Origin of the sequence: Hymenobacter negativus, from assembly GCF_017571495.1 — a bacterium.
GTDB classification, from domain to species: domain Bacteria; phylum Bacteroidota; class Bacteroidia; order Cytophagales; family Hymenobacteraceae; genus Hymenobacter; species Hymenobacter negativus.
This window is the reverse complement of sequence record NZ_JAGETZ010000008.1, coordinates 173,531-185,737: the sequence shown is the minus strand read 5'-3', so window position 1 is coordinate 185,737 and position 12,207 is coordinate 173,531. Positions and strand designations below refer to the sequence as shown.

The 12,207-nt window shown below is 60.9% G+C and carries 11 protein-coding genes; 3 read left to right on the top strand and 8 right to left on the bottom strand.

Annotated elements, in window-relative coordinates:
- Nucleotides 1-53: 53 nt before the first annotated feature.
- Nucleotides 54-569 (bottom strand): fasciclin domain-containing protein, encoded by a 516-nt coding sequence (locus J4E00_RS17305; protein WP_410779760.1) that lies wholly within the window; start codon nucleotides 567-569, stop codon nucleotides 54-56.
- Nucleotides 570-1,556: 987 nt separating this feature from the next.
- Here J4E00_RS17305 and J4E00_RS17300 point away from each other — a divergent pair.
- The 3 genes from J4E00_RS17300 (at nucleotide 1,557) to J4E00_RS30290 (ending at nucleotide 3,526) form a co-directional block, all read left to right on the top strand.
- Nucleotides 1,557-2,159: a flavin monoamine oxidase family protein gene (locus J4E00_RS17300; protein ID WP_208176445.1), complete on the top strand. Its 603-nt coding sequence runs from the start codon at nucleotides 1,557-1,559 to the stop codon at nucleotides 2,157-2,159.
- A 51-nt stretch (nucleotides 2,160-2,210) separates the two neighbouring features.
- A complete protein-coding gene (locus J4E00_RS17295; RefSeq protein WP_208176444.1) occupies nucleotides 2,211-3,092 on the top strand; it encodes a flavin monoamine oxidase family protein in 882 nt (293 codons plus the stop codon).
- 170 nt (nucleotides 3,093-3,262) lie between these two features.
- The gene (locus tag J4E00_RS30290; RefSeq protein ID WP_410779759.1) at nucleotides 3,263-3,526 is read left to right on the top strand and encodes an ATP-dependent Clp protease proteolytic subunit; all 264 of its coding nucleotides are present in this window, start codon (nucleotides 3,263-3,265) and stop codon (nucleotides 3,524-3,526) included.
- On the opposite strand, the gene J4E00_RS17285 is transcribed toward J4E00_RS30290, so the two are convergent.
- The 7 genes from J4E00_RS17285 to J4E00_RS17255 all read right to left on the bottom strand — a co-directional run bounded on the left by J4E00_RS17285 (nucleotide 3,499) and on the right by J4E00_RS17255 (nucleotide 12,192).
- Nucleotides 3,499-5,670 carry a prolyl oligopeptidase family serine peptidase gene (locus tag J4E00_RS17285; protein WP_208176443.1) on the bottom strand — a complete coding sequence of 724 codons (2,172 nt, stop codon included), beginning with the start codon at nucleotides 5,668-5,670 and terminating at the stop codon, nucleotides 3,499-3,501. The two genes, J4E00_RS30290 and J4E00_RS17285, sit on opposite strands and share 28 nt — an antisense overlap.
- Nucleotides 5,671-5,733: 63 nt before the next feature.
- Entirely contained in the window at nucleotides 5,734-6,822 is a 1,089-nt protein-coding gene (locus tag J4E00_RS17280) for an OmpA family protein (RefSeq protein WP_208176442.1), read from the bottom strand.
- 153 nt (nucleotides 6,823-6,975) lie between these two features.
- The gene (locus J4E00_RS17275; RefSeq protein WP_208176441.1) at nucleotides 6,976-7,134 is read right to left on the bottom strand and encodes a hypothetical protein; all 159 of its coding nucleotides are present in this window, start codon (nucleotides 7,132-7,134) and stop codon (nucleotides 6,976-6,978) included.
- Nucleotides 7,115-8,851 carry a beta strand repeat-containing protein gene (locus J4E00_RS17270; RefSeq protein WP_208176440.1) on the bottom strand — a complete coding sequence of 579 codons (1,737 nt, stop codon included), beginning with the start codon at nucleotides 8,849-8,851 and terminating at the stop codon, nucleotides 7,115-7,117. Before J4E00_RS17270 ends, J4E00_RS17275 begins: the two co-directional genes overlap by 20 nt.
- Nucleotides 8,852-8,890: 39 nt before the next feature.
- Nucleotides 8,891-9,487 (bottom strand): DUF6252 family protein, encoded by a 597-nt coding sequence (locus tag J4E00_RS17265; protein ID WP_208176439.1) that lies wholly within the window; start codon nucleotides 9,485-9,487, stop codon nucleotides 8,891-8,893.
- Nucleotides 9,488-9,583: 96 nt separating this feature from the next.
- Nucleotides 9,584-10,393, bottom strand: coding sequence for a hypothetical protein (locus J4E00_RS17260; protein WP_208176438.1), 810 nt, complete (start codon nucleotides 10,391-10,393; stop codon nucleotides 9,584-9,586).
- Nucleotides 10,394-10,500: 107 nt separating this feature from the next.
- Nucleotides 10,501-12,192, bottom strand: a complete 1,692-nt coding sequence (locus J4E00_RS17255; RefSeq protein ID WP_208176437.1) for a hypothetical protein — start codon at nucleotides 12,190-12,192, stop codon at nucleotides 10,501-10,503.
- Nucleotides 12,193-12,207: the final 15 nt, after the last annotated feature.

Sequence of the window (12,207 nt, the reverse complement as noted above, 5' to 3'; positions counted from 1 at the left end):
GCTGCAGCCAGCACTCAGAACAAGAGCTCTTGCTCAATGAGACGGAGGTGCGCTTAGTTAGCTGGCATCAGTACCGTATCGATGACGTGGGTCACGCCGTTGCTCGAAATCACGTTGGGAATAGTCACGGTGGCCATACCGCCTTTGGCATCTTTTAGCATCACGCTGTTGCCCGATTTCATCACGGTCAACTGCTCGCCTTCCACGGTGGTCAGAACCTGACCATTCTTCAGGTCGGCGGCGGTGAAGCGGCCGGGGATGACGTGGTAGGTCAATACCTTGGTGAGCGTGGGCTTCATGTCGGGCTGCACCAGTGAGTTTACCGTGCCAGCAGGCAGCTTATCGAATGCCGCGTTGGTGGGCGCAAATACGGTGAAAGGACCCGCGCTTTTCAATGTTTCAACTAGGCCGGCGGCTTTCACGGCACTTACCAGCGTGGTGTGGTCGGCGCTGCCCACGGCATTATCCACAATGTCTTTGTCGGGGGTCATCATGGCGCCGCCCACCATTACGCCTTTGCCACTCATGCCGGCCATTTCACCTTTGCGGGGCTTGGTGGTAGCTTTCATCTTGTCACCGGCGTCCGACTTGCCTTTGATTTTCATCTTGCCATCGTCCGCCATCTTGGTTTTGGTGGTCATGCCGTCGGCTTTGGTTTTGGTTTTTTCGTCGTCGCTCTTGGTCTTCATGTCCTGAGCAAAGGCAGGGGCGCTGAAGGCAAAGGCAAGAGCGAGGGCAGCGAAGAATGGTTTCGTGGTCATGGGTTTTAGTTGGGGTGAGAGAATTTGTATGGTTCAGCTATACGGCCAAATCGCTGGTTTTGATTTACCCAATCCATTCCGCTGACCGCGCCCCCCCAAACCGACTGCTGCTGATTGCCGATACGTTTCCAGCAACTCAAGCTACCCCAACGTTAATCACTCAGTTTTTTCAGGTTTTGTACACAAACCCGGCACACGAATTTTCCCACAATGTACGCAGTGGCGCAGGGAGCTTTTCCTAGCTAATTACGACAGCAAGGATGCGATATTCTACTCATCCGGCTCTTGCAGAATGAGAGTGGGCTCTTAGCCACCGGCCGTAAGCAGGGTGCGGAGTGCATGCCACCCCCTAATCCTAGCATGCCGCAGGTACGCTACCCCGAAACGTGTAAAACTACGCGAGCAAAATACGTAATTCTACTTGATAAGCGCCCCAGCCACCGGCGGATATTCGCACTGCTAACTCAATGAAATACAATGAGAATTGGTTTGATAAACGCTAGTAACAGGACGAGCTGTGTGGGTTTCTAAAGAAGCTGGCTATCACTACGGGGTCTTGGATTATAGCTAGCCATGACACCTGAAGCCAAGCCAAAACCTCATTTAGAATTCAGGAGGCTTCTTCCACTGGCCCGTCATCATTTGTTAACACTATACGTGTTAACAATGGCTCTGTCGTAGCGTCAGTTTGACGTTTCACTCATTCTGTTGATTTTGCTTACCCTCATCTCCTCACCTTACCAGCTTCTTAAATCGACACCAACCATGCGCGCAAATACATCCTGAAAGGATTTGTTGCCGGAGTTACTTCCGGAATACATCCAGAACAAAGAGGGGAAGATGGTGCCGACCGAGCAGACCCGAAACCTGATGAATATCATTCAGAACGGTATTCCAAAAGCAAAATCTCCGAAAAACGTGGCCATCATTGGAGCGGGAATGTCGGGCATGGTGGCAGCGTCGCTGCTGGCGGCGGCCGGGCACAAGGTATCGGTCTTCGAGGCCAGTATGCGGGTGGGCGGCCGCATCAAGACTATTCGGGAGCCGCTGCGCAACGGCCAGAGTGGTGAGGCCGGGGCCATGCGACTGGTTACATCCTACCACTTGGTGTTTGAGTATATCAGCAAGTTTGGGTTGAAAACCTTTTCATTTATCAACCACGATGTCAAAGGCAATGAGTTGATTTACGTCAACGGCATCAAAATCACCCGCACAGAATACGAGAAAAACCCCGACCAACTGCTGTTCCGAACGGTAGGCTCGGAGCGCGGGAAAACGGCAGACGTCTTGTGGAGTGAAGCCATCAAGCCCCTGCTAGACCGGGTTACGGCATCAAATACGGTTGAGACCTGGGCAAGGCTCATTGAAGAATATGACCAGTATTCGGTTCGGGGCTAACTGAAGGCGAAAACCAAGCTGTCGGAAGGAGCTATTGAAATGATTGAGGTGATGCTCAACCTAGAATCTCGCTCCAACCTGGGCCTCATTCAGCAGATTGTCGAAACCATTGACCACGACCCGAAAGCGACGTACTTCGGCATCGGCGGCGGGATGGACCTGCTGCCGCAGCGGTTTTACGAGTACCTCCAGCAGCAGGGCGTCCAGGTTTATTTCAACCACATGCTGACCAAGCTGGACCGCGGCACGAAAACAACCCTGCATTTTGAAGCCGGAAAGCCCCAGGCTGGCAACACCATGCTGGGGCATGGAGTGGCTGCCCCACCTGCCCTGCACAAGACGGTAGCAGCCGACGAAGTCATTCTGACCATTCCATTCCCGGCAGCCCGGGTGCTGGATGTCAATCCGGCCTTCTCGCCGCTGAAGCGAAAAACCCTCCGCGAGCTCAACTATAACGGCGCGACAAAGGTGTTTCTGCAGTTCCGTGACCGATTCTGGGAGACGAAACACAACATCTTCGGCGGCCAGGTGATTACCGACCTGGCTTCACGGTTCATTTACTTCCCAAGCACCGACTTTGGCGGGAAAGACGGCGGTGTGGTGATTTCTTCCTTTGTATGGGCCACAGAGGCCGCTATGTGGGTTGCCTTCACCGACGAATCACGCGTGGAATACACACTCAACGACCTGGCTAAGATATTTGGCGAAGGCATCCGCGACTCCTTCGTGGTGGGCACGTCGCAGTCTTGGTCGAACGATATTTACTCAACGGGCGAGGCCGCCATGCTGGCCGCGGGCCAGTTTATGGAGTTGGAAGGCTACGTACAACAGGCAGAAGACAACATCCACTTTGGCGGCGACGCGACCTCGTTCAAAATTGCCTGGATTGAAGGTGCAATTGAAGCGGGCATTCGTACAGCCTTGGAAATTTAGCTACCCGCACTGACTGGTGGTAGAAAGGTTATGGTGCACTGCAGGGCGAACTTTGTAATTCGACTCATGGCAGAGCATATAGTACGCTGCGATGTTGCCCCGGTTGAAAAGACCTCAATGACAGTCAGAATGGTGCGCTGGGAGTCCAGCCTAATGAAGCTGATGTTGCCTTGGAATGCGAGAGCGTACTTCTGGCGCAAAATTTCGACAAAACTTACCAGGAAATCTACGACAACTCGGAGCTTGACTACTGCTACTGGATGCGCGCCGACGAGGCCAAAGAGTACGGCTTGATTGACGAAGTACTGGAGAAGAAGGCTTCATTTCAGGTTTATTTAGATATAAAAAAAGCTCCTACTGAATCAGCAGGAGCTTTTTTTATGGTTGCCTGCGTAGCGAAACGGGGCTATTTCACTGCTGTAGTGGCAGGCTGAAATGCGGGGTGGCCGGCCTGCCAGAGGGCGAAGGCGTACATATTGGCGAAGTTGCGGAAGGCCACTTTTTTATCTTCGGTGAAGTGGCCGTTGTCGTAGTTCACCTGCATGAGCACGGGCTTGCCGGAGGTGCTGGCGCCTTGCAGGGCCGCAGCGAACTTGCCGGGCTGCCACACAATCACGCGGGGGTCGTTCATGCCGCCCACACAGAGCACGGCGGGGTATTTGGTGCCGGGCACGACGTGGTTGAAGGCATCCATTTCATAGAGGCCCATGCACTGCACCGAGTCTTTCACGGTACCAAACTCGGGGGCGTTGACGGGGCCGTTGGGCGAATTCTCGAAACGCAAAGCATTGGAGCAGCTCACGTTGCTAATGGCGGCGGCGAACAAATCGGGCCGTTCGGTGATGGCCCGGCCGATGAGGACACCGCCCGCACTGGTGCCCATGCCAATGAGGTGCTGCGGGCTGGTGTAGCTATTCTTCACGAGGTAGTCGCCGCAGGCGATAAAGTCCTTCCAGGTGTTGGGTTTGGTGGTCTGGTAACCGGCGCGGTACCACTTGTCGCCTTTTTCGGAGCCGCCGCGCGGGTGCGTTTCGGCCCAAACCACGCCTTGGTTAAGCAGGGCCAGGTTGCGCCGGCTGAAGTAGGGCGTGGCCGAGTTGCCGTAGGCGCCGTAACCGTCCATCAGGCACACGGCGCTGCCATCCTTTTTCAGGCCTTTGCGGTAAATGAGCGAGAGCGGCACCATGGTCCCGTCGTGGCTGGGCACTTCCAGTTCTTCCACCACCAAATCGGCCACGCCCGGGTAGTTCATGGGCACGTGGAAGGCGCTGGTGACCAACTTTTGGGTAGCCGGGTTGTAGTCGTAGAGCGTGCCGGGGTCGTTCCAGGACATCACGTACACCAGCGCCTCGTTGCTGCTGCTGGGGTCGTAGAACTCGATGCCGGTGGTGCCCTTGGTTGTTAGTGGCACATCGGCCCATTGCTTGGTAGCGGGGCTATACTGCCGGATGTGCTCATTAATGCCGTCGCTTAGGGTCACGAACAAATAATCTTTCGTGGCACTGAGGCGGGTAATGTTCTGAGTGCTTTCGGGCAGCAGCACGGTGGCGGTGGCGGGACTGGGCGCAGCAGCATCCGTCATGAGAATGCGGCCGTTGGGCGCGCCTTTCACGCTATGCAGAAAGAGCTTGCTGCCAATTTTGGAGTAGCTGTACACGCTGTCGGTGGGCGCGGCCAGCTTCTTCCAGGCAATCTTGGGTTTGCTCAGGTCGGCGGGTGTGGTGACCCAGGCATTGATGCGGCGGTCGACTGAGCTCAGTTCGCCGTAGACCTGGGTGCGGTCGTTGGAGAAAGCCATCAGCGGGTACTGGTCGGGCCGGATGCCCATGTCGGGGTTTTTGGCCCGCGAAAACAGGTCGGGGTCCGCCTTAGGCGGGGTGCCGAGGCGGTGCAGGCGGGCTTTGGTATTGAGGTTGCCCTTGGGGTCTTTGGGGTCGGTGGAGTTGTTGGGCGTGTAGAGGAAGCCACTGTTATCGGGCAGCCAGTCGACGGTACCACCGAATACAGCCGGGATGCTCTCGGGCCGAAACGCTTTGGTAGCCACCGTCATGGTGCGCAGCGTGGACAGCTCAGCCCCGCCTTCCTGAAGGCCGATGACAACCAGCTGGCCGTTCGGGCTGGGCGTGAAGGCCGTCATGGCGTAGCTTTTCTGCTTATCGGTGGCCAGGCTCATCGGGTCGAAGAGGGGCTTTTCGGCGCCAGTTTTGCCCTCGCGCACGTAGAGCTTGCCTACTTTTTCGTTGGGCAGGGTTTTGCGGTAGAAGTAGCGGTTGCCGCGCTGCTTGATTTCGCCGTAGCGTACGGCCAGCAGCTTGTCGTAGTCCTCGAAGGTTTTGATGAGGCGGTCGCGCCCCGGAATCTGGTCCAGCGTCTGGTTCGTGTAGTCGCCCTGAGCCTTGAACCAGGCCTGCACCTCGGGGTTGTTGGTGTCTTCGAGCCAGCGGTAGTTGTCCACCACTTTCTTGCCGAAGTACGTGTCCGTGACCGGGCGCTTGGGCGTGGCGGGCAGGCTTTGGGCCACGGCCGGAAGTGCCCCAGCGGCGGCCAGGGCTACCAATCCGAATAAGCTCTTTTTCATGACAGATAAGCGTGTAAGATGATGGGTTGAAAAGCCGGCGCACCCACTGGCCGCCAGCGGGCGCTACAGCTTAACCAGCTCGACGCGGCGGTTTTTGGCTTTGTTGGGCTCGGTGCTGTTGTCGACCAGCGGCTTGGTCTGGCCGAAGCCGGAGGCCTGCAAGCGGTCGGCGGCAATGCCCTGGGCTGTGAGGTTGGCCACCACGGTGCGGGCGCGGGCTTCGGACAACTCCTGGTTGTGGGCAGGAGTGCCGGCGTTGTCGGTGTGGCCCTGCACGGCCAGCTTGAGGTCAGGATTTTGGGCCAGCAAGGCGATGATTTGGGCAATGGTAGCCTGCGCATCGGGCTTGAGGGTAGCCTGGTCGGTGTCGAAATTGAGGTACAGCGCCACGTGGCCGGTGGCGTCGAGCGCTTTTTTCATTTCGGCGGCGGGCAGCACGGAAGCCTGCATAGGCAAGGCCTTTTTCTCCACTACCGTCAGCCAATAGTTTTCGTGGTCGTCGTAAATCTGGTAGGGCTCCACCCAGATTTCCTTGTCGGGCGTGCGCAGCATGTACACCCCGGCTTTCTCCGAGTTCCACATGTTGTAGCGGCCCCGGTGGCGGCGCTCGTCAAAGTTCAGCTTTGCGTCCTTGAACTTCTCCATGTTACCCTCCCACACGGTCACACCGCCCAGGTCGTGCACCAGCTTCTCGTAGGTTTTCTGCACCTGAAAGAATGAGGCCCCATTCCCAACGGCCTTAATAGTGGCAAGACGGCCCTCCACGGGGATGATTTTGACACCGTCGAAAAACTCGTACCGGTCAAAGGCAGCGTCCTTCATCAGGTCCTTCACTTCCTCCGAGCGTACCTCACTGTCCTTGATGGTGCCCTTGTGGTAATTGTCGAGCAGGGTGAAGTAGGGAAACGCGCCCAGCTTCGGGCTGACAACGGGCACCGTGCTGGGGTCGAAGCCGGCCGGAGCCGCGGGCGCCGGGGTTTCGGCTGCGGCAGGCGTTTCGACGGGGGCTGGCTTGGGGGTGGGCGCGACAGCTACCGGAGCCACGGGCGTGGCAGCAGCGGCCTGCGCATCCGGCTTTTTATCCGATGAGCAAGCGGCAATGAGCAACAACGGGCTGAGAAGCACCGCGCGCGAGAAACGAATAAAGGTCATGGAAAATGGGATGTTGAGAAGCAAAACAGGAGTAGTTACAATGCTTGGATAAGACTTTTTCAGAGAAGACCTAGACTGAAGTGCGCTGCACTGCAACCCAGTATATTATTCCTCTAAAATACACTATCGCAAGTAGATAAAGAATGAGAAATCTCACTCAGGCTGCTGGTTGTTGACGGCGTTATAGGTGGCCACGTCGACTTCCCCACCGGTGGGGAAGTCGACGTGGTTAGTGTGATGCCGAGGGTGGTGCTGGTGGCCCCGGTGGCTCACGGCCGTGGCGGCGGATTGGCTAGGGGCGGTACACCACAAAGGAGAAGTCGGCCTCGGCTAGGTCGAAGGGCGTGCTCAGGGCGCTCACATGCACTTCTATCTTGCCGTTGGGCTGGCCGTTGGCGGTGGCCGTAAACTCGGCGTTGGGCCTGCCCGGCACCCCGAAGCGGCACGTCGCCTGGCACACGGCGTTGGTCAGGTCGACGCCGGTGAGGTTGTTGATGGTGACCGTGTAGATTCCGTAGCCGGGCAGGTTCTGTAGTACCGAGAAGTTGCCGGTGCCCCCCAGGACGGTGCCCGTGCGGCTGATGCGCCCGTAGGCAGCGGGCAGCAGGTTGGCGGTGCCGGTAGCGAGCGAGTTGATTTCCTGCAGCTGCGAGGCCCCGGTCACTACCAGCGCCGGGTCACTGATGCCGCTGGCCTGCCGGATGGTCATCACCGGACCCGTGCTGCCGGTGCCTTTGATGAAGCTGCCGGCCGGTCCGCTGCCAGTAGCAAAGGCTTCTACTGCCGTGGCCCCGGTGCCGGCCACCGCCTGCACGGCACTGCCCATCACCCCGTTGACCACCCCGTTGCTGCTGGCGTGGAGGCCAATGCCGCCATTGCCCGTGCTGATGGCCCACATACCGATGACCCCGCTGCCGTAGACGCCAATGCCCGTGACAGTGCCCGAGGCCTCGCCCTGCACCCCATGGCCGCTAACGGTTTGGCCCAGCACGCCCACGCTGGTGCCGCTGCCCACGCCCTGCACGCCGGCTACGGTGCTGCTGTTGGCGGCCGTGCTACCATACGCGCCCACCCCGCTCGTGCTGCTGCCGATGACACCGTAGGAGTCGGTGGCCGAGCCGCTGACGCCGTAGCCGCCGCTGGCCGAGGCGATGCCGCGCACGCCGTAGCCGCCGGCCGTAAGACCGATGACGCCGCTGCCGCCGCCGCTGCCGCTCTGGTCGAGCCCGCGCACGCCGGCCGCGTTGCCCGTGGCCCCGCTGGTGATGACGCCTTCCACCCCGATGCCGTCGGTGCTGGCGCTTTGCTTCACGCCCCGGATGGCGGCCTGGGCCGAGGCGGCCGTGTTCACCGCACGCAGGGCCGGCCGGTCGCCGCCGCTGCTCACATGCAGGGCCGTCGAGTCGTTATCCGGGTTGTTGTTGATAAACTCGGCCACCCGGCCCGTTTGGCCGGGAATGTTGAGGGCGGGAAATGCGGCGGCTTTGGCACCCCGCACGGCTACGCCAGTGGCCGAGGCGCCGGTGAGCCCCGTGCCGGCTCCGGTACTGCTGCCCGACACGCCCACACCCGTGCTAGAGCTGCCGCTTACGCCCGCGCCGCTGGTGCTGGTACCACTCACGGCCGAGCTGAGCGTGGACGTGGCCACAATAGCCGCTCCAATGCCGGTGTTGCTCACGCCAAACGCATTGCCAATGCCGGAGTACGTGCCCGAATAAGGCAGGCTGAAACTACCGGGAGCCGGGTCGATAAACACCCAGCCGCCGGTGCCCGCGTAGTACCAGAAGCCGGTTTGGGCGCCGCCGCTGACTGTGCCATCGGTTTGGTACACCATCAGGCCCTGTGGGGGCGCAGCAATGGCTAAGCGTTGGGCTTCGGTGAGGCGGGGAACGAGCAAGCCTTTATCCGAGGCCCGAATGTCGAGGGCTGCGTTGGCGTTGGGTGTGGTGGTACCAATGCCAATGCTCTGGGCATGAGCAGCCGCGGGCAGCAGGGCCAAGCCGGCCGCGATGCGCAAAAGTAATTTCATAGCAAGAGAAGTTGAAGCAGATAAAAATTAGGGTACTGGCTATATTCCGTTGGGAGCGACTTGCAGCTTGGTCAGGCGGAACGAGCCAGCCGTTACGGTCTGGGTAGCTGGGGAAGCCGTGCTCATGGACTTGGCTGTGAACTCGAAGGTGCCGGCGAAGCGCTGGGCCTGCGGGTTGCACTCAGTGAGCGTGAGCGAGCCATTGGCGGCGGCCGGCCCGAATTCGGTGCTGTAGCTGCGGGGCGTAGAGGCCTCAGCCGGCGGCAGCACCAGCTGGCCCGAAACCACGCTGAATGAGTTGCCGCTTTGCGGGAGCGGGTAAGTACCCGGCTTGGCGAAAGTGGTCGGAATGGAAAGCGTGAGGGTGCGTTCGCTCAGCCCTTGCCCCTCGGCTACTATGCCGCCGTTGATGCTGATAACGGGCAGGGTTTGGTAGCGAAAGGCCGACACATCGGTGGCCTTGTACACCTGCCCATCCTGCGTCCAGGTCACGAAGTCCGCGTTGGGGTCGGCGGGGGCAGTAGGTGTTTCGGCCTTATCAGTTGTGGTGGCGGGCTGCTCGTGGTTGCAAGCGGTGAGCAGCAGCGCGCTGATGCACGCTAAGGGCCCAAAAACCAGAGAAAAATTACGGCGCATTCTGGGGGTTGCGTTAGGGTGGTTGGGGAGAGGCCCGAAGGCCCGATGAAGCGATTTATAAGCCGAAAGCAGCAGGGATGAGCACGACGGGTGGGCCTACTTACTGACCGGCTCGAAGGAAGCCGTTACTTGGTCGAACACCTTCTGCAAGGGAGCGAACTGCGCGGGGGCCCGCGTGGCCGAGAAGCCGTAGCGCCGGCCGTCGCGGTAGGCATACACGCTCACAAGCTTCAGGCCAAAGGCGGCATTCTCGACCCGGTAAGCGGGTAGTCCGGCCCCCACTTTGGCGGGGCTTACCTGCGGCGCGGCGCCACCCGCACTGCGAGCCGCGCTTTGCACCACGGCCGTAAACTCGGCCTGGCTCAGAGCGGGCTTGCCGGCGTGGGCAAATACCATGAGCTGGTCGTTCGGGTCGCTCAGGCGGTAGAGCTGCAAGCCGTTCATGCGCCCGAGCTGCGCGGGCGGAGTGGTGGCGGGCATGCTCTCACTTTCCTGCGGTCCGGCCGGCTGGTCCGGGCGGTCGGGCAGCATGCTGCTGATGCGGAGGTAGCTATAAGCCCATCCCGCCGGCACCTGCACCGAAAAGTTGGCGCCCGGCACCCGCACCCGCTGCCCACCGCTAGCCACGGGGCGCGCCACCGCAACCGGCACTGCAGCGGTAGCGGGCCGGGATGCGGGCGCCGGCGCGGCCGGTGTGGGCTTGTCTTTACGGCGGCCAAACAGGCCTTTTACCCCGGCCCCAATGCCATCAATTCCGGCATTGACGCCGCGGCTGATTTCGCCATTGGCACGGCTGTTCACAGTGCCTTCGGCTGTGCGCGTGGCTTGGTCTTTGGTAATTACCTGGGCAGCGCCGGCCCGGGCCAGCAGTACCCCGGAGAGTAGGAGAAAGAAAGGACGTTTCATAAGCAAGTGGAAATTGAAAGGCGGACAATGAACTACTTATCGTGCTCTGCAGAGGGCAGAGAGCTACGGAGTGGGTGGTAGGGCAGCGCCCCACGGACAGGGACAGCTCAGGGTCGGTACACCATGAAAGAGAAGGCGTCCTGCGCGCCGGCCGGGTCGAAGATGAACTGCACCTGGCCCGCGCTGCCGGCAAAGCCGAAGATGGGCGCGTTCGAGCCGTTGGGGGTGGCCATGATGGTGGCCGAGCCAAAACTGGTGGTGTTTAGCCCCGAGGCCGCTGTGAACGTCACGGTGTATAGGCCGTTGGTTTGTGAGCAGGTGAAGTTGCCGGTGCCCGAGGCCACACTGCCGTTGGCCTGGATGCGGCCATAGGCCACGGGCAGCAGGTTGGCCGCGCCGGTGGTGGGCGTGTTCACTTCCACGGCACGCATGGTGCCGCCCACGTCGAGCAAGGCCTGGGGATTGTTGGTGCCGATGCCCACGCGGCCGTTGCCCTTGATGCGCATGAGCTCAGCACCGTTGCCGTTTTTGCCGCCGGCATAGAACACGTGGTTGTCGGTGGCGGCAGCCACGTGGTAGTTGAGCTGGGCGCTACTCACCCCAAAGCCGTAGTGGTCGGTGCCGCTGTTGGCGTCGTAGAGCGTGATTTTGGCTTCGGTCGTGACGGGCGAGATGCTCAGCCGGGTGAGTGGAACAAGGCTGCCGATGCCCACCCCGCTCCCACCGGTAAGCACCAGGGTGGGGCCGCTGCCGTTTTGGGTGACCACAGCGGCCGCGCTGCTGGTGTTGGCCTGGGCGCTGAGGGCTCGCGCTCCGTTGGTGCCCACGGCCCGTACCGCGGTGCCGCCGGTGGCACTGGCTTCGGCTTCTACGCCCACGCCATTCGTGCTGCTGGCCGCGCCGTACACGCCCCGCCCGCCCGCACCGAAAGCCAGGCCGCGCACACCCTGGCCGGTTTCGGTGCGGCCCATCACGCCGGTACCGGCATTGTTGGTGTTATCGCCGATGACGCCGGCCTCCAGCAAGGCACTGGAGTTGCCCACGCCACGCACGCCCGTGCCCGAACCGGACTCTCCCAGTATGCCGACATCGGAATTGGACGCGCCGTAAACGCCCACACCTGAAGACGACTGCCCGCTAACTCCGTAAAAGGAGTCGCTGAGGCCGCCGAGCCCCGTTCCGCTCGTAGCAGTGCCCAGCACGCCGACACCGGCAGCCGTTTTGCCCAGCACGCCGATGGCCTGGTCGCTGGTGACGTTGGTATTCTGGCCCACCACGCCAGCCTTGGATTCATCGGCGGCCGCGGTGCTGCCGAACACACCCGTGCCGCCCCCCGCGCCCACAGACAGCCCCCACACCCCAATGCCGCTGCTGGTGGTGCCAAAAACGCCCGTGCCGCTGGTGGTGCCCGAGCCGCGGAGGCCCGTAGCCGTGGCCCCGCTGGCATTCACCCAAAATCCCACCTCATTCGCGCCCGAAACCGTGCTGAAGTACGGCAAGGTGAGCGTGCCGCCGGCGGGGTTGGGGTCGAGGTAGACCCAAGTGCCCGGGCTCCCGCCAAAATAGTAAAAGCCTTCGGGCGCATCCGTTTGGTAGACCATCAGGCCCCGCGGGGGGCTGCCGATGGCTGAGCGCTGAGCCGCCGTTAGCCGGGGAATCAGCAGGCCTTTATCGGCCGCCTGAATGTCCAGCGCTGCTTTGGCATTGGGCGTGGTAGTGCCCACCCCCACCTGAGCGCGGGCAACGGTGGAAGTCAACAGCAACAGCAGCAGGGGGCCAAACAGCAATGGTCGGTTCATGGCGCAGTTGGAAAG

Coding starts and splice junctions, on each gene's coding strand:
- J4E00_RS17280 (WP_208176442.1), bottom strand. CDS start 6,822: ATGACCTTTATTCGTTTCTCGCGCGCGGTGCTTCTCAGCCCGTTGTTG.
- J4E00_RS17285 (WP_208176443.1), bottom strand. CDS start 5,670: ATGAAAAAGAGCTTATTCGGATTGGTAGCCCTGGCCGCCGCTGGGGCA.
- J4E00_RS17260 (WP_208176438.1), bottom strand. CDS start 10,393: ATGAAACGTCCTTTCTTTCTCCTACTCTCCGGGGTACTGCTGGCCCGG.
- J4E00_RS17305 (WP_410779760.1), bottom strand. CDS start 569: ATGAAAGCTACCACCAAGCCCCGCAAAGGTGAAATGGCCGGCATGAGT.
- J4E00_RS17295 (WP_208176444.1), top strand. CDS start 2,211: ATGCTCAACCTAGAATCTCGCTCCAACCTGGGCCTCATTCAGCAGATT.
- J4E00_RS17270 (WP_208176440.1), bottom strand. CDS start 8,851: ATGAAATTACTTTTGCGCATCGCGGCCGGCTTGGCCCTGCTGCCCGCG.
- J4E00_RS17255 (WP_208176437.1), bottom strand. CDS start 12,192: ATGAACCGACCATTGCTGTTTGGCCCCCTGCTGCTGTTGCTGTTGACT.
- J4E00_RS17265 (WP_208176439.1), bottom strand. CDS start 9,487: ATGCGCCGTAATTTTTCTCTGGTTTTTGGGCCCTTAGCGTGCATCAGC.